Genomic DNA, 20,434 nt, shown 5'->3' with positions numbered 1-20,434 from the left:
CATGACCCAAGTGAACGCACCAGAATTCGTTCGTCACCCTAAGCTTATTGCTTGGGTGGAAGAAATTGCAAAATTAACGAAACCAGCGAAAATTGAATGGTGTGACGGCAGCGAAGAAGAAAATCAACGTTATATCGACTTGATGATCGCTAACGGCACTATGCAAGCGCTTAACCAAGAAAAACATCCTGGTTCTTATCTTGCTAATTCTGATCCTTCTGACGTTGCTCGTGTGGAAGGCCGTACATACATTTGTTCAGAAAAGCAGGAAGATGCAGGCGCAACAAACAACTGGGAAGCTCCAGCTGAAATGCGCGCTCGCCTGAACGGTTTATTTGACGGTTCAATGAAAGGCCGTACTTTGTACGTTATTCCTTTCTCTATGGGTCCTTTAGGTTCTCATATTGCCCACATCGGTATTGAATTAACCGACTCTCCTTACGTTGCTGTAAGCATGCGCAAAATGGCTCGTATGGGCAAAGCTGTTTACGACGTTCTTGGTACTGACGGTGAATACGTTCCTTGCGTACACACTGTAGGCGCTCCGCTTGAAGAAGGTCAAAAAGACGTTGCATGGCCTTGCAACCCTGAAAAATACATCGTTCATTACCCAGAAACTCGTGAAATCTGGTCTTACGGTTCTGGTTACGGCGGTAATGCATTGTTGGGTAAAAAATGCCTAGCTTTACGTATTGCATCTTCTATGGGCCGTCAACAAGGCTGGTTAGCTGAACACATGCTGATCCTTGGCGTAACAAACCCACAAGGCGAAAAACACTACATCGCAGCTGCTTTCCCATCTGCATGCGGTAAAACTAACTTCGCTATGTTGATTCCACCAGCTGGCTACGAAGGCTGGAAAATCGAAACTGTTGGTGATGACATTGCTTGGATCAAACCAGGTGAAGACGGCCGTCTATATGCGATTAACCCAGAAGCTGGTTTCTTTGGTGTTGCACCTGGTACAAACACTAAAACTAACCCGAACTGTATGGCTACATTGACGAAAGATGTCATCTATACCAACGTTGCTGTAACAGACAACGGTGAAGTTTGGTGGGAAGGCCTGACTAAAGAAGCGCCTGCCAACCTGACCAACTGGAAAGGCCAGCCGCATGTTGCTGGTGAGAAAGCTGCGCATCCAAATGCCCGCTTCACTGTTGCTGCAGGCCAATGCCCTTCTATTGACGCTGACTGGGAAAATCCAGCAGGCGTGCCAATTTCTGCATTCATCTTCGGCGGCCGCCGTGCAGACACAGTGCCTCTAATTTCAGAAGCATTTGACTGGGTAGACGGTGTTTATAAAGCTGCAACCATGGGCTCTGAAACTACTGCCGCAGCTGTTGGCCAACAAGGTGTCGTTCGCCGTGACCCATTCGCAATGCTTCCATTTGCGGGTTACAACATGGCGGATTACTTCAGCCACTGGCTAGAGCTTGGTGAAGAAGTTGCTGAAAAAGCGAAAGCTGCAGGCAACAAACTTCCAGGCATCTACAACGTGAACTGGTTCCGCCGTGATGCTGAAGGCAACTTCGTATGGCCTGGTTTTGGTCAAAACATGCGTGTTCTTGAGTGGATCATTGACCGCTGTGAAGGCCGTGCGACTGCAGTTGATACTCCAATTGGCCGCGTTCCAACGTATGAACAATTGAACTGGACTGGTTCTGACTTCACGAAAGAACAATTTGATCTTGTCACTGCACAAGACAAAGACCAGTGGATCAAAGAGCTTGAAAGCCACACTGAGTTATTCAACAAACTTGGTGACCGTTTGCCAAAAGCGCTTAAAGCCCGTCAAGATGAGCTTTTAGAAGCTGTTAAAAAATCTGCTTAATTCTTTTTAGATTAAGTAAAAAAAGACCGCGCAAGCGGTCTTTTTTTAATCTACTTATAATTTTAAAACTTTATAACTCAACAAAAATTTATCAAGGGTAATTCATGCTAAAAAAACTCACACTCACAATTGGCCTGCTGGGCTTATCAAGCCTTGCCATGGCTCAAACAGAAGCCGCAGCAACTCAGCCAGCACTTCACGTTTGCGCAATCAAAGGCACACCCGATTCAACTCAATTTGAAATCAAAAAGCGCATCAAAGTCGCTAAAGGCACTTACGGCAGCGTGGTTGAACTCTATCCGCGTTTTGCAGAACGCGCACATCAAGTCGGCGGCAATGTGGTCATCAACTACAATGCCAGCCAACGTTTTGGTTTTTGGCCTTGGCGCTTTGTCCGCCCTGTGGTTTGGGGAACGGCTGTAAAATGGAAAACGCCTGTCGACTGCAAAGCACTGGGCGGCATAGAGATTTAATCTCCGCCATGCCAAATAAAAGCCGCAAGTTTAATTGCGGCTTTTTTGAAAGGAAATTGATTCCAGCTTATCAAAATCAAAGCATGGGTATGTGCAATTGCTGGGATTAAGCTGCATCTTCCTGTGCACGGCGCTGATGCAATGCCTGCAAATATTGATCAAGCTGCAGAGACTCATCCGCAGAGAATTCCAAATACAGTTTGGTTCGGCGTTTTAAAATATCTTCCGCGCTGACAGCCCACTCACATTCAACCAAATAATCCACTTCCTGTGCGTACAGCCCATGACCAAAATCCTGCCCCAGTTCATGCACAGATGCCGCCTGCTGAATAAATTTCCAGATCCGCGTCCCATATGCATGCACCCAGCGCATAGCAAGATCAACCGACACGCCGCTAACTTTATCTTGAATTTGGGCAGCCAAATCTTTAGCTGAACTGAAATTTTCCGCCCCGGGCAAAGCCGACGATGCTGTCCACATTTTTTTCATTTCAGGAAAAAATGCCTGCACATGCTCCATGGCTGATTCTGCAAGCTTCCGGTAGGTTGTCAATTTACCGCCGAACACAGACAGCAGCGGCGCTCCGTCACTTTCTGGACTCAAAGCAAGTGTATAGTCGCGCGTCACTGCCGAGGGATTATCTGATTCATCATCACACAATGGGCGAACGCCAGAAAAAGTGCTGATGATATCTTTACGGCTCAGCTGCGTTTTAAAGTGATCGTTGGATGCGTCCAGCAAATACGCTATTTCCTCATCGGTAATTTCAACACTGTTTGGATCGCCCAAATATTCTTTGTCTGTGGTGCCGATCAATGTGTACTTATTTAAATACGGAATCGCAAACACAATGCGCTGATCATCATTTTGCAGGATATACGCTTTTTGCCCGTCATACAGCTTCGGGACAATTAAATGGCTGCCTTGTATCAGGCGGATGCCATAAGGCGCATTCAGATGCAAATCCTGCTGAATAAATTCAGCCACCCATGGCCCAGCAGCATTTACCAGCACTTTGGCCTGTATTTGATAAGCGCCCTGTTCTTTTTCCAATTCAATTTGCCAAATATTCTGCTGCACCGCATTCAATTGCACTCTTTTCGCTCCAAGGCACCGCGTGCGGGTGACGGCTTTTGCGCCCAGTTCCCGCGCCTGCATCACATTCAGCACCACCAGCCGCGCATCATCCACAGCACAATCCGAATACTCAAAACCGCGGGTTATTTCAGCTTTCAAAGGGCTGTTGACAGCCTGAAAATCAACTAAATTCGACCCGGCCAAAGTTTCCCGCTTCCCCAAGTGGTCGTAGAAAAACAATCCTGTTCGAATAAGCCAAGCAGGCCTTAAGTGCGGCTGATGCGGCATGATAAAACGCATGGGATGAATAATATGCGGCGCTTTCTTCAGCAGCACCTCCCGCTCCGCCAGCGCTTCACGCACCAGCCGAAATTCTTTGTGCTCTAAATAGCGCAAACCGCCGTGAATCAGTTTGGAACTGGCTGAAGATGTGTGTGAGGCCCAATCATCTTTTTCGCATAAAAACACTGACAGCCCCCGTCCAGCGGCATCCGCCGCAATTCCCGCGCCATTGATGCCTCCGCCAATTACTGCAATATCATAGAGGATGTGATTATCATTCATATGCGCCTCCTTCAGCAGCAGTATTTTTATTCTTTGGCGCTCACGCAGCCATTCTTGTGATCAAGCTCCCAACATAACAAAAACTCACCGCAAACGGTACGAAATCTTTGCCTGCCAGCCTGTTTATTTAGGTGAAAATTATTTCAAATCATAACTGCGGCAGCCAAAACGTAAAGTACACTTTATATACAAATTGTTTATTTTGTTTACATTTCATTCAATTTTGAAGCATAAGATAAAGAAACAGAATAAAAAATGGATTTCATCATGACTGAAGAAATGGCAGTACAGCCTAATTTAGACACCAAAACACGGGTTAAATCCATTCTTGGCGGTTCTGCAGGCAACTTGGTGGAATGGTATGACTGGTATATCTACGCAGCATTCACCCTGTATTTTGCCCACGCTTTTTTCCCCAAAGGCAGTCAAACTGCACAATTGCTGCAAGCCGCAGCCATTTTTGCCGTCGGCTTCCTCATGCGGCCGATTGGCGCATGGATTATGGGGATTTATTCAGACAAAAAGGGACGAAAATCGGGCTTAACACTGTCTGTTACCCTCATGTGCATAGGCTCGCTTTTAATTGCGGTATCGCCCACGCATGACCAAATCGGGGTCTTTGCCCCAATTATCCTTGTGGTCGCACGGCTCATTCAAGGCCTCAGCGTCGGCGGCGAATACGGCGCCAGCGCCACCTATTTAAGTGAAATGGCTGACCGGAACCGGCGCGGATTTTTTTCCAGCTTCCAGTATGTCACCTTAATTGCAGGCCAGCTTACCGCACTGTGTGTCCTGCTGATTCTGCAATGGCTGCTGACCGAGGAACAGCTGCACGACTGGGGCTGGCGCATCCCCTTCTTTATTGGCGCCTGCTTAGCCATTGTGGTCTTCCGCATCCGGCGCGGACTCATGGAAACGCAATCCTTTAAAAATGCCAAAAATGAAAAAAATCTGCCCGAATCTGGCCTCTTCACCTTGTTTAAGCACTACCCGAAAGAAGCCTTTACCGTTCTTTTTTTAACCGCCGGCGGTACATTGGCCTTCTACACCTACACCACCTATCTGCAAAAATATCTGGTGAATACATCTGGGTTCAGCAAACCCGCCGCCACGCAAATTACCACACTGGCCTTATTTATCTTTATGTGCCTGCAGCCTGCCGCCGGCGCACTGTCCGACAAAATTGGCCGCAAGCCGATTATGATCGCTTTCGGCGTCTTAGGCGTCCTCTTTACCTATGTCTTATTTGATGCCCTGGCCAATACGCAAGACTACTGGACAGCCTTCTGGCTATGCTTAGCCGGCTTAATCATAGTCACTGGCTATACATCGATTAATGCCGTAGTAAAAGCGGAAATGTTTCCTGCGCATATCCGCGCACTTGGCGTTGCATTGCCCTATGCACTGGCGAATACCCTATTTGGCGGGACTGCAGAATTCTTCGCGCTGAGCTTTAAAGAAGCCGGACATGAATCATGGTTCTTTATTTACGTCACCATTATGATTTTCATTTCACTGCTGGTATACATCTTCATGAAAGACACCAAGCATCATTCGCAAATTAAAGAGCATTAATTTCAGCCTAATCCAAAAACCTCTCAGTTGAGAGGTTTTTCAGTTTTGCTTAACAGTTCACACAATAAAAACAGAACGACTGTTCAGTTACAACCCTATTATTAGACTAAAGTCTCATGATTTTATACGTGAAAAAGCGTATAAATTGCAAAATATAATTCCATCTCCCATTTTCATAAAATATATGTATTTAAGTTTTACACAGAACTTAAATGGATATGTTTTGCCTTCATTCTATGGAGAATGTTGTGTCAAACACTCCCACTCAAACTGCACCAGAGCAGTTTGACCGAAAAACTCGTGTCAAATCTATCCTTGGCGGCTCTGCCGGCAATCTAGTCGAATGGTATGACTGGTATGTCTATGCGGCATTTACCTTATACTTTGCACCGAAATTTTTCCCAGAAGGCGACAGCACTGTAAAATTGCTGCAAGCCGCTGCTGTATTTGCGCTCGGCTTCCTGATGCGTCCAATTGGCGCATGGATTATGGGAATTTACGCAGACCGGAAAGGCCGTAAAGCGGGCTTAACCGTTTCAGTGTCATTAATGTGCATCGGATCTCTGATGATTGCCTGCGCGCCCACCTACGATTCAGTGGGCATGCTTGCTCCCGCAATCCTGCTGTTTGCCCGCCTGATTCAGGGCTTGAGCGTCGGCGGAGAATATGGCTCCAGTGCAACCTATCTTACTGAAATGGCAGGAAAAAATCATCGCGGCTTCTTCTCCAGCTTCCAGTATGTCACTTTAATTTCAGGCCAATTGCTCGCGCTTTGCGTCTTGATTATTCTGCAGCGCACCTTATCTGAGCAGGCGCTTGGCGACTGGGGCTGGCGTATTCCTTTCTTCATTGGCGCCTTGCTGGCGATTGTCGTGTTCTGGATCCGCCGCGGCTTAGTCGAAACGCAGTCATCAAAAGAAGCGCAGGAACAGGCCAAAAACGGCGGTCCAAAATCTAGCGCTTTGGCTTTATTCACTAAATATCCCAAACAGGCATTTACAGTGATTATGCTGACTGCCGGCGGTACTTTAGCTTTCAACACATTCACAACTTATCTGCAAAAATACTTAGTGAATACGTCGGGCTTTGAAAAAACCACTGCAACAGAAATTACGACGGCAGCCATTTTCATCTTCATGTTAATCCAGCCTGCTGTTGGCGCACTATCCGATAAAGTTGGCCGCAAACCGATTATGATTGCCTTTGGCGTACTGGGCGTGCTGTTCACTGTGCCAATCTTTAATGCATTGGGCGGCACAACCGATGCAATGACTGCATTCTTCCTGTGCATGAGCGCAATGGTGATTGTGACTGGCTATACAGCGATTAATGCCGTAGTGAAAGCCGAACTGTTCCCTCCGCATATCCGCGCTTTGGGTGTTGCCCTGCCTTATGCAATCGCCAATACCGTTTTTGGCGGCACCGCGGAACTTGTTGCATTGAGCTTTAAAAATGCAGGTCATGAAAATTACTTCTTCTACTACATTACCTTCATGATTGGCCTGTCATTAATCACTTATATCTTTATGAAAGACACCAAAAAGCACAGCATGATTACGGATAATTAAGTTGATCCATTAAAAAAGACCCTCGAATTCTGATGATGCGAGGGTCTTTTTTTATGCTGTCAGCAGCTGACCATCAGTTGAAAAATCCAGCAAATTCTACATCGAGAAAACAGCGGGCTTATGGCATACTAAAAAGATAACAACATAGGCAGATGCACATGAAAATCATATATAAGACTTTAGCTTTAGGTTTGACGGCAATCACTTTAACTGCATGCCAGAGCGCTCCACGCGCGTATAACGGGCAGTCGGGCTATCAAATTGAAAGCAAAACTGCAGATTCCGCCACTTTGGCCTACACTTTGGCTGGCCGTCAAAACCAGCAGCTGGATGCAAATAAATTACAGCGCGCCTGCCAAAAAGTACTGGGAATCAATAAAACCTTTAAGCTTAGTATCTTGAGCATTAATGAAATTGCAAACCCAGCCGCAGCCCAAACAGAACAATTTGGCCGTCAAATTGGCAATAGCCGCGCCAGTTTTGGCTTATCCAACACGCCCGACCTGCGCAACTCCGATAATTTAGGCGCTCAGCAAGCTTTGGATGCCCGCCCGGCGACGTTGCGTGTGGTTCGCTACACCTGCTCTTAATCAGTCTGCTGCGCATCAACATGCTTAACATAGAGCAATGTTCGAAATAGGCAATTTTTTATGCAAAAAAATAAGACGCTCGAAGCGTCTTATTTTATTCACGTTCTATAATGTTTTATAAAAACTCACATTACGGAATTCTGGCGACTCATCTAAATCGGGCCAGGTTGTTGCGCTGCGCTCATCCAATTTTTCATATTGAGGATGGCTGAAATTCTTCACTCGGCTGTCTGCAACCCACACTTCCGGGGAAAATTTTAAAAACTCATCTAAGAAAAACCGGTTGCATTGGTCATACAGCACATCAGCAGCCAGCAGAATATCAACTTGCTCAGCTTTATACAGATCATCCAGATATTCCAGCTCCACGCCATTCAGTTCCGCATTGGCGCGGCAGGCATCCAAACTGACTTGGTCAATGTCGCAGCAAATCACCCGTTTGGCTCCTGCCATTTTCGCCGCAATAGCCACCACGCCTGAACCAGCGCCAAAATCCAGCACGACTTTATCTTTGACATGATGCGGCTCTGCCAGCAGCCACTGCGCCATCGCAAGGCCTGACGCCCAGCAGAAGATCCAATACGGCGTATCATTCCAGATGCGGCGAATGACCTCATCATCCAGTTTATCGGTTGGGAATACCGGCGGAATCAGCCACAAGGAAATCGGGGTTTCTGGCAATTGCTGTGCATGCAATTCACAGTGTGGAATCACATCATGCAAGGCTTTGATAAGATGTTCAGGCGCTTTAGGGAATTGAAAAGTACAGCTCATTGGAATTTTATTTTTCGAATATGCAGAATTTTAGTGTCATAAAAGCCTAAATTAAGATTGGAAGTTCCCCTCTCCTTTTTAAAGGAGAGGGTTAGGGAGAGGATTATTTATAAAAAAGCACCCTCATCCTAGCCTTCTCCCTGAGCCATATATGGCGCAAGAGAAGGAACATCCCAATGAAATTAACCCAAAGCTTTCTCAGCAGCTTCAACTGTTTGACGAATCAAAGTCGTAATAGTCATCGGGCCTACGCCGCCTGGAACTGGCGTATAGGCTGAAGCCACGTCTTCAATACCGACCAATTGAATATCGCCGACACCGCCGCCATCACGCGGATGGAAACCGGCATCAACCACTACTGCGCCTTGCTTGATCCAATCTTTTTGAATCAATTCCGCTTTACCGACCGCACCCACAATAATGTCTGCTTGTTTCACAAAGCTTGCTAAATCTTGCGTACGCGAGTGGCAAATGGTCACGGTTGCATTTGCTTCAAGCAGCATAGCCGCCATTGGCTTGCCCAAAATAGCTGAACGGCCAACAACTACCGCATGTTTGCCAGAAATTTCGATGTTGTTTTCTTTCAGAATGGTCATGATGCCTGCTGGAGTTGCAGAACCATAGGCAGCTTCACCCATTGCCATACGGCCAAAGCCAAGGCAAGTAACGCCATCGACATCTTTTGCTAAAGAAATCGCATCAAAACAAGCGCGCTCATCAATTTGAGCAGGGACTGGGTGCTGCAGCAAAATACCGTGTACGTCTGGATTGGCATTCAATTTTTCAATTTCAGCCAGCAATTGTTCAGTGGTGGTGTCTTTACCTAATTCAACTTTTAACGAATCCATACCAACACGGCGGCAAGCGTTGCCTTTCATACGAACATAAGTTGCAGATGCACCGTCATCTCCGACCAAAATAGTCGCAAGAATTGGGGTACGTCCTGATTTTGCTTTTAACGCTTCTACGCGAGTCAACAAATCAGCTTCAATTTGTTTTGCCAATGCACGACCATCTAAAACTAATGCCACGGCACATCTCCAAGTGTTGATATGAATCAATTTTGCACATAATACATGATTATTTTAAATATTTTCCGCTATATGCTGTTTTTATGCGCATACGAATGAATCCACTATTGTTTTTTTTTCAGAGCTTGATAATATACGCATCAACAAGACGTGGCGGGGTGGCAGAGTGGTCATGCAGCGGACTGCAACTCCGTGTACGCCGGTTCGATTCCGACCTCCGCCTCCAATCTTGTTAAAAATGCCCGAGTGGTGAAATCGGTAGACACAGGGGATTTAAAATCCCCCGCCCACAAAGCGTGCCAGTTCGAGTCTGGCCTCGGGCACCATTTTAATACTTCTTAAAATGGTGCAATAAAATTTCCAGCTTAGGCTGGTTTTTTTATGCCTAAAATTCCATGCGCCACAATTAAACCTAAAATAAAAAGAGCGCGCATGGCCCTCTTTATAAAAATAAAATTAATTTAAATCAAACCACTGGCAACAAATACTGCTGTAAATCCTGTTCCAGTTTTTGTTGAAAATGCGCCGGCTGAATGATTTTAATATAAGGAATCCAAAACCGAACCAGCGGTAAAAGCTGCATTTCATGCCGGATTTGGCAACGAATCAGTAAAGTGCCGGCGGTATCTTCTTGTTCAATACTCTGTTCTGGAAATAAATGCCGCTGCTTAAAATACAAGGCTACCTCCGGCCGGACTGACACCAGCACTTCTTGTTTATGCTTTCCAAACCAGATGCCTTCATCTTCCTCAAGCTGCATTAAAATTTCAGGGTCATGTGCAAACTGCATGGCCTCATGCTGTGTAACCTGATCAATTTTACTTAAACGATAAGCGCGAAGCTCCCCATCACATGAGGCAGCCAAATACCAATTTCCCTGATAGTGAATTAAGCGGTATGGCTGCACAAGCCTTAAGCTGGAATTGTAAATAAAACTGATATGCTTACGTTGATGGATGGCCTCTGCAAGCACCTGAAAATGGGCAGCAAATTGCCCTGCATTTTCAAAATAATAGCCCTTGGCAGAAAAAACTTGGCTGGCGCGTTCGTCCAGCAGTCCACGCAAAAAGGACATATCCAAAGATGGATAAAGCTCACTGATTCCAGAGAGCTGGGCAAAGTTTTGAATATCCTGCAGCTTAAAACGCCCCAGATACACGGGATCCAAAAAGTACTTTTTGCTGCTTTCATCTTGAAGCAGCGGCAAATAGGTATTGAGGCGATCAAAGTCCCGCTCTACCGTCCGCGTGCTGACCTGAAATTCATCTGCCAGTTCTGCCACTCCCAATTGATATCCAGTATTTAATTTAGTCAAAATATTCGCTAAACGCTCCGCAAGGCGTTCATGTGTTGAAGCTTTACGCTTCATATTGCCCTCGCTGCACAATCAATGCTGTGCCTTTTATTTATAGTTGAATACCTAAGCATTACATTCAATATAAGCAACTGAAAAATATTAAGTAAAAAAATAACTGTTCAGCTTTCAAGCGATGTCATGTTTTATTAAAAAAGCAGTCACTGTTTTTTTGATTTCTTCTTTAGGGCAGTTTTCTGATGCGCTAAACGTTCAATATAGCGCTCCAAATGAATTAAAGCTTTATACATTTTATGTAAATCATCACGCAAAATGTAATTATAAATAACCGCCTTATGCAAGCGCTTGAGCGCACGGAAGCCATGCGCAGGTGTATATGATGTCGATAAAATTTTCATGACAACCCTCTTTTCTGTTTTATTTTTCATTTAAAACCACGTAAATTTGTCAGGTTTAAATTTAGCTCCAAATGTACACCTCGTTTTTGACAGGTTGTGTCGAACAGTTGTCACTTTTTTAATCTTTGTTAAATTATTTTCATTTTTCAGTACATTATTTTTATTTTTTGGACAAATTTAGACAAAAGAAAAGCCGACATGATGTCGGCTCTGCTTTCTATATAATAGAAATATTACAAGATTGTTACCACAACTTTACCCACATGCTCTCCTGTATCCAGGCTGGCATGCGCATCTTGAATTTGGTCAAATTTGAAGGTTTTATAAATCATTGGCAGACATTCACCTTTTGCCCATAACGGTACAACATGCGCTTGCAAGCCTTGCGCAATTTCTGCTTTTTCTGCAGTACTGCGCGCGCGCATGGTCGAACCCGTGATCGTGAGGCGCTTCATCATAATTTGACCGAGCTTCACCTCTTTGGCTTTTGCGCCGCCTAAGAACGCGATATACACCAAGCGGCCATCACGGCGGAGCAAATTCAGATTCTTTTCTAAATACGGCGCGCCCACCATATCCAGCACCACATCGACACCGCCGTCACCGGTCGCCTCATTAATCACGTGTTCAAAGTCTTGTGTCTTGTAATTAATGGCCGTGGTTAGGTCTGAAATCGCCGCGGCTTTTTCATCCGAACCGACCGTTGCAAATGTTTTAAGACCCAATGATTTGCACAGCATCAGCGCTGTGGTGCCAATGCCGCTGGCGCCGCCATGCACCAAGACCGTCTCACCTGCTTTGGCATGCGCCATTTGGAATACATTCGCCCAGACTGTAAAGAAGGTTTCCGGAATAGCGGCCGCTTGTGCAAAACTGACATTTTCAGGAATGCTGATGGTTTGGCTTTCAGGCACCACACAATATTCTGCATAGCCGCCGCCATTGGTTAAACCGCAGACTTTATCGCCAGCTTTAAATAAAGTGACATCTTCACCGACAGCAACCACTTCACCCGCCACTTCCAAACCTGGCACCGGGGTTACCCCTTTGGGCATTGGATACAAACCCTGACGCTGCAAAATGTCTGGACGGTTAATGCCAAAGGCATGCACTTTGACCAAGACTTCATCTGCTTTTGCGGCAGGTACGGCTACCGTTTCATAAGCGAGTTTATCGACACCGCCCGGCTCTGTAATAATGACTTGCTGCATGGTTTCCTGTGACATCTTATTTCCTTTTCAATTCTTGACTATTCATCTATCCAGAGCCTATTTGAACATATAAACCGAGCAGAATGAATCACTCTGAACTTATGTATAATCCCCATACTATTCATTCAGATGATACAGCGCTAAAAATGACAATCATACAGCCTGCTCAGGCTCAAGATATCCCCGCTATGCTGCAAATTTGGCTGGATTCCTCCTTGCTGGCGCATGATTTTATTCCAGCAGACTATTGGCAAAGTCAGCTCACTCCCATGCAGCAGACCTATCTGCCCTTGGCTGAAAATTTTATTATTGAAGAGCATGCTGCAGTTCTCGGTTTTGCCTCTTTGCTACGGGATGACTCTTACCTCGCCGCGTTGTTCATTGCGCCGCATGCGCAAGGCCGCGGTTTAGGCACTCGGCTGCTGCACGCGCTGCAGCAGCAATGCGATGCCCTTTACTTAGACGTTTATTCGAAGAATCAATCTGCTGTGCACTTCTATCAATCTCACGGGTTTTGTATAACCGCCGAAAGCATGGATGAACACACAAGACATCTTGAATACCGCATGGCATGGTCAAAACACGCAACGACAAAAGATTAAACCCGGCTTTTAGTCGTTCTTCTGAATAAAGACTAGCGGTTTATGCCGCCTCAACTTTACGGCATAAGGAGACAGCAATGTCTGCAGTTACCGCATACAGCGAAGACAATTACAGTGAATTTGAATGGTTTGATGGTGTTGCCGTCATTCGTTTCTATGCGGACTGGTGCGCGCCTTGCGTACAGAATTTTCCTGTATTTGAGCAATGCGCGGCGCAAATATCAGCACAGCGTAAGAATGTTAAATTTGGCAAAGTGAATGTCGATCAATCACCCATTTTGACTTTGCGCTATAACGTCTACGGTTTGCCTTCAACTTTAATTTTTTATCGCGGGCAAGTGATAAAACGTATTGCTGGCGTGAAAACACTGACTGAGCTTCAGGCCATGGTTGAGCATGTGATCCAAGAACACGCAATTCGCTAATTCAAACTATTTTGCAGAGGGCTCTGGCGGTATTTGCACAAACTGCATCAGCAATTTACGCACCAATGGCAAGACAATCAGAATCAATGGAAAGGCCATCATCCACGACATGCTCCACGCATGCAGCCAAAGACCTAAAAAGCCATCGATCAGCCCCTTATTCAAGAGCATATTGAAGCATGAGATCGAGCCGCTCATGATGCCTGACAGAATCAGTGGCATCAGCCAAGTCATATGCTTGGGATGAAATTTTAGGAGATTATTCATGATTTTCATCCTGTTCTGATGCTGCCTGTTGAGCATTTTGTGTTTTAACGGTTTGTTTCAATGCCTTCATAAACTGCGAAAAATGCGGTATGAATTCTTTAAACAAAGGAATGTCTTTATTTTCCAGCAAAGTTTCACCAAACAGTTTCAGGCCAACAGCAAAGGCTTTGGTCTTCTCGTCATCCAATATATTGGCTTTGCTGAGATGCTCTAAGACTTTAAAAATGTCATCATGGTTATAAGCATTGAACTGCAAGACTTCTGTATAAGCAGATGGGTTGCCTTGCGCATCAGCCATGTGTTTTACCGTCACTTCATATTGATGCTGTTTCATTGAGTCACCTCCATACGGCTGATTTCGACTGCCGCCTGATCTATTTTTTCTGCAATGGCAAACACTTGTTCGGGTGTCAGCTCGCAGTGCTGAATTTTGATGCGCAATGCGGCTTTCAGGTTTTCCATCGCGCGTTTGATGTCGACGTATTGTTCGTTGTTATGAATTTGCTTGCGGGTATCAAAACGGCACAGAATTTTCTCTACCGTTGCATGTTCTGCTTCAAGGTGCTGCATGCCAATTTGAGTAATGCTGTACTGTTTGCGCTCATCTGTGTTGAGTTCTGCGTGTATGTATTGCTGTTCTTCTAAATAGTTTAAGGTTGGATAAATCGTACCGGTACTGGGGCTGTAACCGCCGCCAACGACTGCGCCGACATCTTTAATAATGTCGTAGCTGAACTTAGGCGCTTGTGAGATCAGATGCAGCACCAGCAGTTTCATATGCCCGGCTTCAAACAGGCGTTTGCGCGGAGCTGAAACTTGCTCTAAACCCGCAAGAAGTTCTGAATCAATGGCTTTAGACATAGTTAAGACACAACACACTGCAATTAAGACATATCTTAACTATATCTTTATATCATTAAAGATGCAATCCCGATTACAAAAATCACTCTCCTTTTAAAAATATTGAATGCCGAAAGCCGCTCAGCAATAAGCATGCATAGCGGCAAACTGGCATCCTTTATGACCAGGCGCAGATGGATGGGCATAAGAAAAAACGCTTCAAAACTGCGAAAACTGTCAGTTTTGTATATAATTCAGGCATGCATTTAAAGTGTATTGATAACAAAGCCAATAACTCAATAGAAAGAATAAAAACAATGACCGACCATCTTAGAAGCAAATTTGAAAATCTTGAGCTCAACGCAGGTCATGGAAAAGTCAGCGCGTTTATGTCGATGTCCCTAGGGCTCCTCAGCATATTTGCAGCACTCTGCTTTTTATTTCCCAGTGTTTTAACTACTCCAGAACTTCGGCCTTTATACAGCAGGCACTATGAGGTGTTTTATTACTGCCTGTTGGCCGGTATTTTCATTGGTGCGGGTTTTGGCGCCTACAGCGCCATTATTAAGCAAAACAGATATGGTTTTTATGGACTGTGTTTTTCTTTAATTGCGGTCATTTTAGGCTGCGGCTTAATTCAAGCGCCAGCCCTGCCTGCCTTGCCGTTTTATGCAGGTTTTGACTATTTTGTGATTACACTGATTATTTTGGGTGCGGTATTTATACCGCTTGAGGGTTTCTTTGCTAAGAATAAAGATCAAAAGCTGTTGCGTGTGGGCTGGGTGACCGACATGAAATATTTTATGTTCAGCCATGTGGGTATTCAGCTGTTTTCTTTTTTAACCGTGATGCCTATTCAATACTGGATTACGCATTTACCGCATAATCCGATTGTGCCTTATGTGCAGGCTCAGCCGATTTGGCTACAGTTTATAGAACTGCTGATTGTGGTGGATTTCACCACTTATTGGCTGCACCGCGCCATGCATGAAGTGAATTTTCTGTGGCGTTTTCATGCCATTCACCATTCTAGTGAACATATGGACTGGCTGGCATCTTCGCGTTTGCATCTTGTAGAAGTGATTATGACGCGCTTTATAGCTACTCTGCCTATTTTCCTTTTAGGCTTCCATACCTCTGCGGTGTTTGCGTATTTGGTGTTTATTTCCTTTCACGCGATTTTTATTCATTCGAATGTGCGTTTTCGCTTTCCGTATTTGCGCTGGCTGATTGCGACACCTGAGTTTCATCATTGGCATCATTCTTCGGAAAATCCTGCGATTGATAAAAATTATGCTGCTTTTATACCGCTTTACGATGTGGTGTTTAAGTCCGTGTATATGCCGAATCATTTGGCGAGTGTATACGGCACCGTGGGTTATAAAATCCCCAATAGTTTTGTAAAGCAGTTCACTTGGCCTTTTAAACGTTATGTAAATAAGCTGAAAAAGCGCTTTGGAAAAGATTCGGTTTAAGGGTTAAGTGCTACCTTAAACTGGTATTTTTCTGTTTAGGTAGCACTATCGCTAATTTAGAGCAGGTCTGACTTTGACATAATAAAGAATGCAGTCAAAATAGATTTGCTGATGGCTACCTTAAGAAAATAATGTTATTTGATCAATATCCTTATGGCGTTGCCTTCATAGTTGATGTTGAAATTTAAACTTTGGACGATAAACCTTTTATTTATAATATTTTAAAATTACATGAATAAAGATTACCCTCTTCCCTTATATTCTTTCACCATCCGATCACTTACATCCTCAGGATAACAAAGTGGAGCATAACCACCTGCGCGATTGTAGGCACTGCGCTTACCACAACGACTGCCATTACTTGCAGTATTGTAGGGACAAGGACAATTTCCAGGATAGCTCTCTATTGATTGCCGAATAATTTTTTGCTTAATTACTTCAGCACTTTGACTACTCTGCTTTGCATCAACACTAAACGTGAATGCACACAACCCCATTAAAAATAATAACTTTTTCATAAATAACCCTCTATTTAGGCATTTTATAGAGAAAGTATTTACATGAATCATCACGAAAAATTTAAATGTTTCATTTTTAAGCAATTAATTTCTAAACAATAAAAAAACCCGCCTTTCGGCGGGTCTTTTTTAAATCAATTCAATCTATTACAGACGAACCAACTCAACAATTTTCTCAGCGACTTCTTCAGCAGTGTCTACTGCATAAGTCACATCAGTGCCTTCAGCAGCATCGGTAATCACAACCACACCCGTTTCACGAACCAGCGCAACTTGCTCTGCAGAAAGACCAGCTTTCGCAATGGCAACCACACCTTGCTGAATCAGCAGGCTTTCAATCGCTTGCGCATTTTCAATCGCTTTAGCAGTCACAGTAACCGCAGCAGGTTTTTGACCTAAACGCGCAGCTCGCGCTTCAGCAGTCACAGGCTCGTTATGTGCAGTCCATTCCACCGCAGCTTCAACCATACCCGCGCCAACAGTCACGTTGTTCAAACGGTCAATGAAAATGAAAGAACCTGTGTAACGGCTGTCTTGATAACGGTCAAATACCACTGGCGCATCAAATTCGATGGTAACGTCAGCAATCGCATTAAGCTCAAGCTCTTCAACTTGCATTTTTTCCAATGTGTTTACATTGGTACGGTAGTTGATTTTTGCCACTTTGGCAGGAATCGTTTGCGTGCCAAACTTCACATTGTACAGTTTACCCACAACCAATGGCTGATCGGTCATCCATACCACAGATGCGCGAGCAGAACGCGAAATTAACGGCTGTTCGCCCGCTTTTACCAATACGTTGCCGCGTGAAATATCAATTTCATCATTTAGCGTAAGTGTTACTGCTTGACCTGCAACACCATGGTCTAAGTTGCCATCAAAAGTGACAATTTCTTTCACTGTTGAAGACTTGCCAGATGGCAATGCAGTAATGGTATCGCCAACTTTCACTTCACCGAGTGCAATCGTACCGCAGAAGCCGCGGAAGTCGAGGTTAGGACGGTTAACATACTGAACTGGGAAACGGAAACCATGCTTGCTGGTATCATGCGAAATTTCAACAGTTTCCAAAGTCTCCATTAAAGTTTGACCTTGGTACCACGGTGTATTTGGCGACTTGTTCACCACGTTATCACCGTTCAGCGCAGAAATTGGCGTGAAGATAATGTTGGCAGGCTTACGGTCGCCCAGCTGTTCAATGAACTGGTTGTATTCAGCTTGAATTTCATTGAAGCGCGCTTCAGAAAATTCCACCAAGTCCATTTTATTAATCGCAACCACAATGTTGCGGATGCCCAGCAGGCTGGCAATAAATGAGTGGCGGCGGGTTTGCGTCTGCACACCGTAACGCGCATCAATCAAGATGATGGCAAGATCCGCAGTCGACGCGCCTGTCGCCATGTTGCGGGTGTACTGCTCATGTCCCGGGGTGTCGGCAATAATGAACTTGCGTTTTTCCGTTGAGAAATAACGGTAAGCCACATCAATAGTAATGCCCTGCTCACGTTCAGCTTGCAGGCCATCGACCAGTAAAGCCAAGTCAGGCGCATCGCCCGTCGTACCGACTTTTTTAGAGTCGCGGGTTACCGCTTGCAATTGATCTTCATAAATCAATTTTGAATCGTAAAGCAAACGGCCAATTAAAGTCGATTTGCCGTCATCCACGTTACCGCAAGTGAGGAAACGCAATAGGTCTTTATTTTCGTGCTGTTTTAAATAAGCCAAGATGTCTTGGCTAATAAGTTCTGATTGATGAGACATTGCTCAAAGCTCCACATATTCTTTAGAAACCGGTTTCTTAAATCCCCCTGTATCCCCCTTTAAAAAAGGGGGAAATTCTCCTCTCTTTTATAAAGAGAGGCCGGGAGAGATTTCTAGAAGTAACCTTCCTGCTTTTTCTTTTCCATCGAACCTGCTTCGTCATGGTCAATCATGCGGCCTTGGCGTTCAGATGTGGTTGCTAAAAGCATCTCTTGGATAATTTCCGGCAGCGTTGTTGCAGTTGATTCAACTGCACCCGTCAATGGATAACAGCCCAAAGTACGGAAACGCACCGATTTCATTTGCGGCACTTCACCTTCGTTCAAACGCATGCGTTCATCATCTACCATGATGAGTGTACCGTTACGCTCAACCACTGGACGTTCTGCAGCCAAGTACAAAGGAACCAATTTAATATTTTCAAGGTAGATGTATTGCCAGATATCCAGCTCAGTCCAGTTCGACAATGGGAACACCCGAATGCTTTCGCCTTTGTTCACTTTGCCGTTGTACAGATTCCAAAGCTCAGGGCGCTGGTTTTTCGGGTCCCAGCGGTGTTTAGAGTCACGGAAAGAATACACACGCTCTTTGGCGCGTGATTTCTCTTCGTCACGGCGCGCGCCGCCGAAAGCAGCATCAAACTGATATTTATCAAGCGCTTGTTTTAAGCCTTGAGTTTTCATGATGTCAGTATATTTTGAACTGCCGTAATCAAATGGATTGACGCCAGCGTCTTTCCCTTCTTTGTTTTGATGCACAATCAAATCAAAGCCATGTTCTTTAGCCATGTTGTCACGGAAAGTGATCATGTCTTTAAACTTCCAGCCTGTATCGACATGCAGCAGCGGGAATGGAAGTTTGGCAGGATAAAACGCTTTCAATGCAAGATGAAGCATCACTGCAGAATCTTTACCAATAGAATAAAGCATGACTGGGTTTTCAAACTCAGCAGCAACTTCACGGATAATATGAATACTCTCAGCTTCTAGCTGTTTAAGATGAGTAAGTCTTTCCTCATTTAACGACATGGACAACACCAGCTTAGAAAAAACGTGTCCTTATGACACTTTTGAAAATTTATATTCATTATAGTGATTTAGTTATCTCAACTATTGCTTGTTTTATTATATTGATATGCAAATTCATCATATAGAAGTTTTCTGATAAAGCTTATTGAATTTGATTAATCAACAGCAGCTTAAAAATCAGCGCCAGCTATTATGCCCTGATTTACAGGAAAAAGTTCAAAAGCGTGAGCAATAATGTCATAGATAAATCCTCTAAGCCAAATCTTTTCATTCCGCCTTTTCCCGCCTAGAGTACAGGCAGTTCCCCCAGCAAACGACTCGCGATGCCTTATAGCCATTTTGACATTGATACTTTAAAAGCGCGTTTAGAACAAGCCAGGCTTGCAGGCTTTATCTATCTGCATAACCGCAATATGCTGACCCTGCAGGACGCATTGAATGAACACGGCGCTGCATTGAATAATTTTGCACAGCATGAATTGACTGCCGATCAAATTGGCCTGCAATTTGGACTTAGACTTTCGGATGGTCAATGGCAGTTTATGATCGGGCTGACCCACAGCAACCAAGACCGCAATTATGAAATTGGCGCTGGCAATTTAAAAGGCGATCAGCGGGCCTTCAATCTGCTGTATGCCTTTTATAATTACCCTAAAGGCTTTTATAGCGTTAGCATGCCCTTAGCCTCCAACGCGCAGCAGCTGGAAGACGCCATTGAACAGCAGCTGCTCAGCCTGCCTGCGCTCAGCTTTTTAAACAGCGCCGTAAAAACCAATCCGATGGGCCAGCAAGTGCAGTGGATGAAATCTTATCTCATTCAGGAAGCGCTGAATATGAAGGTCCGCATTCAAACCGCGCTGCTTTAAGATGCGCATCAAAAAATTGGCCTTCAATGGCAACATACGTCAGCCCCAGAATATGAATGCTTCGCTGCAGCAGTGCTCATACAAAGACATTTTATAAAGCTTCTTCGCCGCAGAAGTTTGAGTCTAAAAAATACGGCAAACAGCGTTTTTACTGAATATGCTCATCTAAAAATAGAGCCGTGATTTTTATGATTCAGACTGCCATTAAGCCTGTGTTTCCCTGCATCCAGCTTGGATAGAA

General features: G+C 44.7%; 21 protein-coding genes and 2 tRNA genes. 11 read left to right on the top strand and 12 right to left on the bottom strand.

Annotated features, from left to right (window positions below; all coding sequences use genetic code 11):
* Position 1: 1 nt before the first annotated feature.
* Both JZ784_RS07720 and JZ784_RS07715 read left to right on the top strand, forming a co-directional pair.
* Complete coding sequence (locus JZ784_RS07720; RefSeq protein WP_346314442.1) at positions 2–1,834, top strand: phosphoenolpyruvate carboxykinase (GTP); 1,833 nt, start codon at positions 2–4, stop codon at positions 1,832–1,834.
* Positions 1,835–1,938: 104 nt separating this feature from the next.
* A complete protein-coding gene (locus JZ784_RS07715) occupies positions 1,939–2,307 on the top strand; it encodes a hypothetical protein (RefSeq protein WP_130144116.1) in 369 nt (122 codons plus the stop codon).
* 106 nt (positions 2,308–2,413) lie between these two features.
* Here the strand turns inward: JZ784_RS07715 and glpD are convergent, their stop codons facing one another.
* Positions 2,414–3,949: a glycerol-3-phosphate dehydrogenase gene (gene glpD / locus JZ784_RS07710; RefSeq protein ID WP_346314441.1), complete on the bottom strand. Its 1,536-nt coding sequence runs from the start codon at positions 3,947–3,949 to the stop codon at positions 2,414–2,416.
* 255 nt (positions 3,950–4,204) lie between these two features.
* Between glpD and JZ784_RS07705 the strand changes: the two genes are divergently transcribed.
* The 3 genes from JZ784_RS07705 to JZ784_RS07695 all read left to right on the top strand — a co-directional run bounded on the left by JZ784_RS07705 (position 4,205) and on the right by JZ784_RS07695 (position 7,682).
* The gene (locus tag JZ784_RS07705; protein ID WP_346314440.1) at positions 4,205–5,524 is read left to right on the top strand and encodes an MFS transporter; all 1,320 of its coding nucleotides are present in this window, start codon (positions 4,205–4,207) and stop codon (positions 5,522–5,524) included.
* Positions 5,525–5,760: 236 nt separating this feature from the next.
* A complete protein-coding gene (locus JZ784_RS07700) occupies positions 5,761–7,092 on the top strand; it encodes an MFS transporter (RefSeq protein WP_130144119.1) in 1,332 nt (443 codons plus the stop codon).
* Between the two features lie 152 nt (positions 7,093–7,244).
* Positions 7,245–7,682 carry a hypothetical protein gene (locus JZ784_RS07695; RefSeq protein ID WP_346314439.1) on the top strand — a complete coding sequence of 146 codons (438 nt, stop codon included), beginning with the start codon at positions 7,245–7,247 and terminating at the stop codon, positions 7,680–7,682.
* A 105-nt stretch (positions 7,683–7,787) separates the two neighbouring features.
* Here JZ784_RS07695 and JZ784_RS07690 read toward each other — a convergent pair whose 3' ends face one another.
* Positions 7,788–8,456 (bottom strand): 50S ribosomal protein L11 methyltransferase, encoded by a 669-nt coding sequence (locus tag JZ784_RS07690; RefSeq protein ID WP_346314438.1) that lies wholly within the window; start codon positions 8,454–8,456, stop codon positions 7,788–7,790.
* 182 nt (positions 8,457–8,638) lie between these two features.
* Positions 8,639–9,487: a bifunctional methylenetetrahydrofolate dehydrogenase/methenyltetrahydrofolate cyclohydrolase FolD gene (gene folD / locus JZ784_RS07685; RefSeq protein WP_346314437.1), complete on the bottom strand. Its 849-nt coding sequence runs from the start codon at positions 9,485–9,487 to the stop codon at positions 8,639–8,641.
* Between the two features lie 152 nt (positions 9,488–9,639).
* On the opposite strand from folD, the gene JZ784_RS07680 reads away from it, so the two are divergent.
* Together JZ784_RS07680 and JZ784_RS07675 are read left to right on the top strand one after the other, a co-directional pair.
* Positions 9,640–9,713 (top strand) — tRNA-Cys (locus tag JZ784_RS07680).
* Between the two features lie 14 nt (positions 9,714–9,727).
* Positions 9,728–9,813 (top strand) — tRNA-Leu (locus tag JZ784_RS07675).
* Between the two features lie 140 nt (positions 9,814–9,953).
* On the opposite strand, the gene JZ784_RS07670 is transcribed toward JZ784_RS07675, so the two are convergent.
* The 3 genes from JZ784_RS07670 to JZ784_RS07660 all read right to left on the bottom strand — a co-directional run bounded on the left by JZ784_RS07670 (position 9,954) and on the right by JZ784_RS07660 (position 12,426).
* The gene (locus JZ784_RS07670; RefSeq protein WP_346314436.1) at positions 9,954–10,856 is read right to left on the bottom strand and encodes a WYL domain-containing protein; all 903 of its coding nucleotides are present in this window, start codon (positions 10,854–10,856) and stop codon (positions 9,954–9,956) included.
* A 146-nt stretch (positions 10,857–11,002) separates the two neighbouring features.
* The gene (locus JZ784_RS07665) at positions 11,003–11,200 is read right to left on the bottom strand and encodes a hypothetical protein (protein WP_005008301.1); all 198 of its coding nucleotides are present in this window, start codon (positions 11,198–11,200) and stop codon (positions 11,003–11,005) included.
* 233 nt (positions 11,201–11,433) lie between these two features.
* Entirely contained in the window at positions 11,434–12,426 is a 993-nt protein-coding gene (locus tag JZ784_RS07660) for an NAD(P)H-quinone oxidoreductase (protein WP_346314435.1), read from the bottom strand.
* Positions 12,427–12,557: 131 nt separating this feature from the next.
* On the opposite strand from JZ784_RS07660, the gene JZ784_RS07655 reads away from it, so the two are divergent.
* Entirely contained in the window at positions 12,558–13,013 is a 456-nt protein-coding gene (locus tag JZ784_RS07655; protein ID WP_346314434.1) for an N-acetyltransferase, read from the top strand.
* Positions 13,014–13,090: 77 nt separating this feature from the next.
* Positions 13,091–13,438, top strand: a complete 348-nt coding sequence (locus JZ784_RS07650; protein ID WP_346314433.1) for a thioredoxin family protein — start codon at positions 13,091–13,093, stop codon at positions 13,436–13,438.
* A gap of 6 nt (positions 13,439–13,444) precedes the next feature.
* Here JZ784_RS07650 and JZ784_RS07645 read toward each other — a convergent pair whose 3' ends face one another.
* Genes JZ784_RS07645 through JZ784_RS07635 form a run of 3 tightly spaced genes read right to left on the bottom strand, consistent with a single transcriptional unit; the run spans position 13,445 to position 14,566 of the window.
* Positions 13,445–13,705, bottom strand: coding sequence for a DUF2798 domain-containing protein (locus JZ784_RS07645; RefSeq protein ID WP_346314432.1), 261 nt, complete (start codon positions 13,703–13,705; stop codon positions 13,445–13,447).
* Positions 13,698–14,039, bottom strand: coding sequence for a DUF3861 domain-containing protein (locus JZ784_RS07640; RefSeq protein ID WP_346314431.1), 342 nt, complete (start codon positions 14,037–14,039; stop codon positions 13,698–13,700). Before JZ784_RS07640 ends, JZ784_RS07645 begins: the two co-directional genes overlap by 8 nt.
* Positions 14,036–14,566 (bottom strand): PadR family transcriptional regulator, encoded by a 531-nt coding sequence (locus JZ784_RS07635; RefSeq protein ID WP_346314430.1) that lies wholly within the window; start codon positions 14,564–14,566, stop codon positions 14,036–14,038. Before JZ784_RS07635 ends, JZ784_RS07640 begins: the two co-directional genes overlap by 4 nt.
* A 296-nt stretch (positions 14,567–14,862) precedes the next feature.
* On the opposite strand from JZ784_RS07635, the gene JZ784_RS07630 reads away from it, so the two are divergent.
* Positions 14,863–16,020 (top strand): sterol desaturase family protein, encoded by a 1,158-nt coding sequence (locus tag JZ784_RS07630; RefSeq protein WP_346314429.1) that lies wholly within the window; start codon positions 14,863–14,865, stop codon positions 16,018–16,020.
* A gap of 242 nt (positions 16,021–16,262) precedes the next feature.
* Here JZ784_RS07630 and JZ784_RS07625 read toward each other — a convergent pair whose 3' ends face one another.
* The 3 genes from JZ784_RS07625 to cysD form a co-directional block, all read right to left on the bottom strand.
* On the bottom strand, positions 16,263–16,538 hold the full coding sequence (locus JZ784_RS07625; protein ID WP_346314428.1) for a hypothetical protein: 276 nt from the start codon (positions 16,536–16,538) through the stop codon (positions 16,263–16,265).
* A 147-nt stretch (positions 16,539–16,685) separates the two neighbouring features.
* Entirely contained in the window at positions 16,686–18,299 is a 1,614-nt protein-coding gene (gene cysN / locus JZ784_RS07620) for a sulfate adenylyltransferase subunit CysN (protein ID WP_346314427.1), read from the bottom strand.
* A 113-nt stretch (positions 18,300–18,412) separates the two neighbouring features.
* Positions 18,413–19,327, bottom strand: a complete 915-nt coding sequence (gene cysD / locus JZ784_RS07615; protein ID WP_005008282.1) for a sulfate adenylyltransferase subunit CysD — start codon at positions 19,325–19,327, stop codon at positions 18,413–18,415.
* Positions 19,328–19,650: 323 nt separating this feature from the next.
* On the opposite strand from cysD, the gene JZ784_RS07610 reads away from it, so the two are divergent.
* Entirely contained in the window at positions 19,651–20,193 is a 543-nt protein-coding gene (locus JZ784_RS07610; protein WP_346314426.1) for a hypothetical protein, read from the top strand.
* Positions 20,194–20,434: the final 241 nt, after the last annotated feature.

The sequence above is a fragment of the Acinetobacter sp. CWB-B33 genome (genome assembly GCF_039655955.1).
GTDB classification, from domain to species: Bacteria; Pseudomonadota; Gammaproteobacteria; order Pseudomonadales; family Moraxellaceae; genus Acinetobacter; species Acinetobacter bouvetii.
This window is presented reverse-complemented; position numbering and strand designations above follow the sequence as displayed.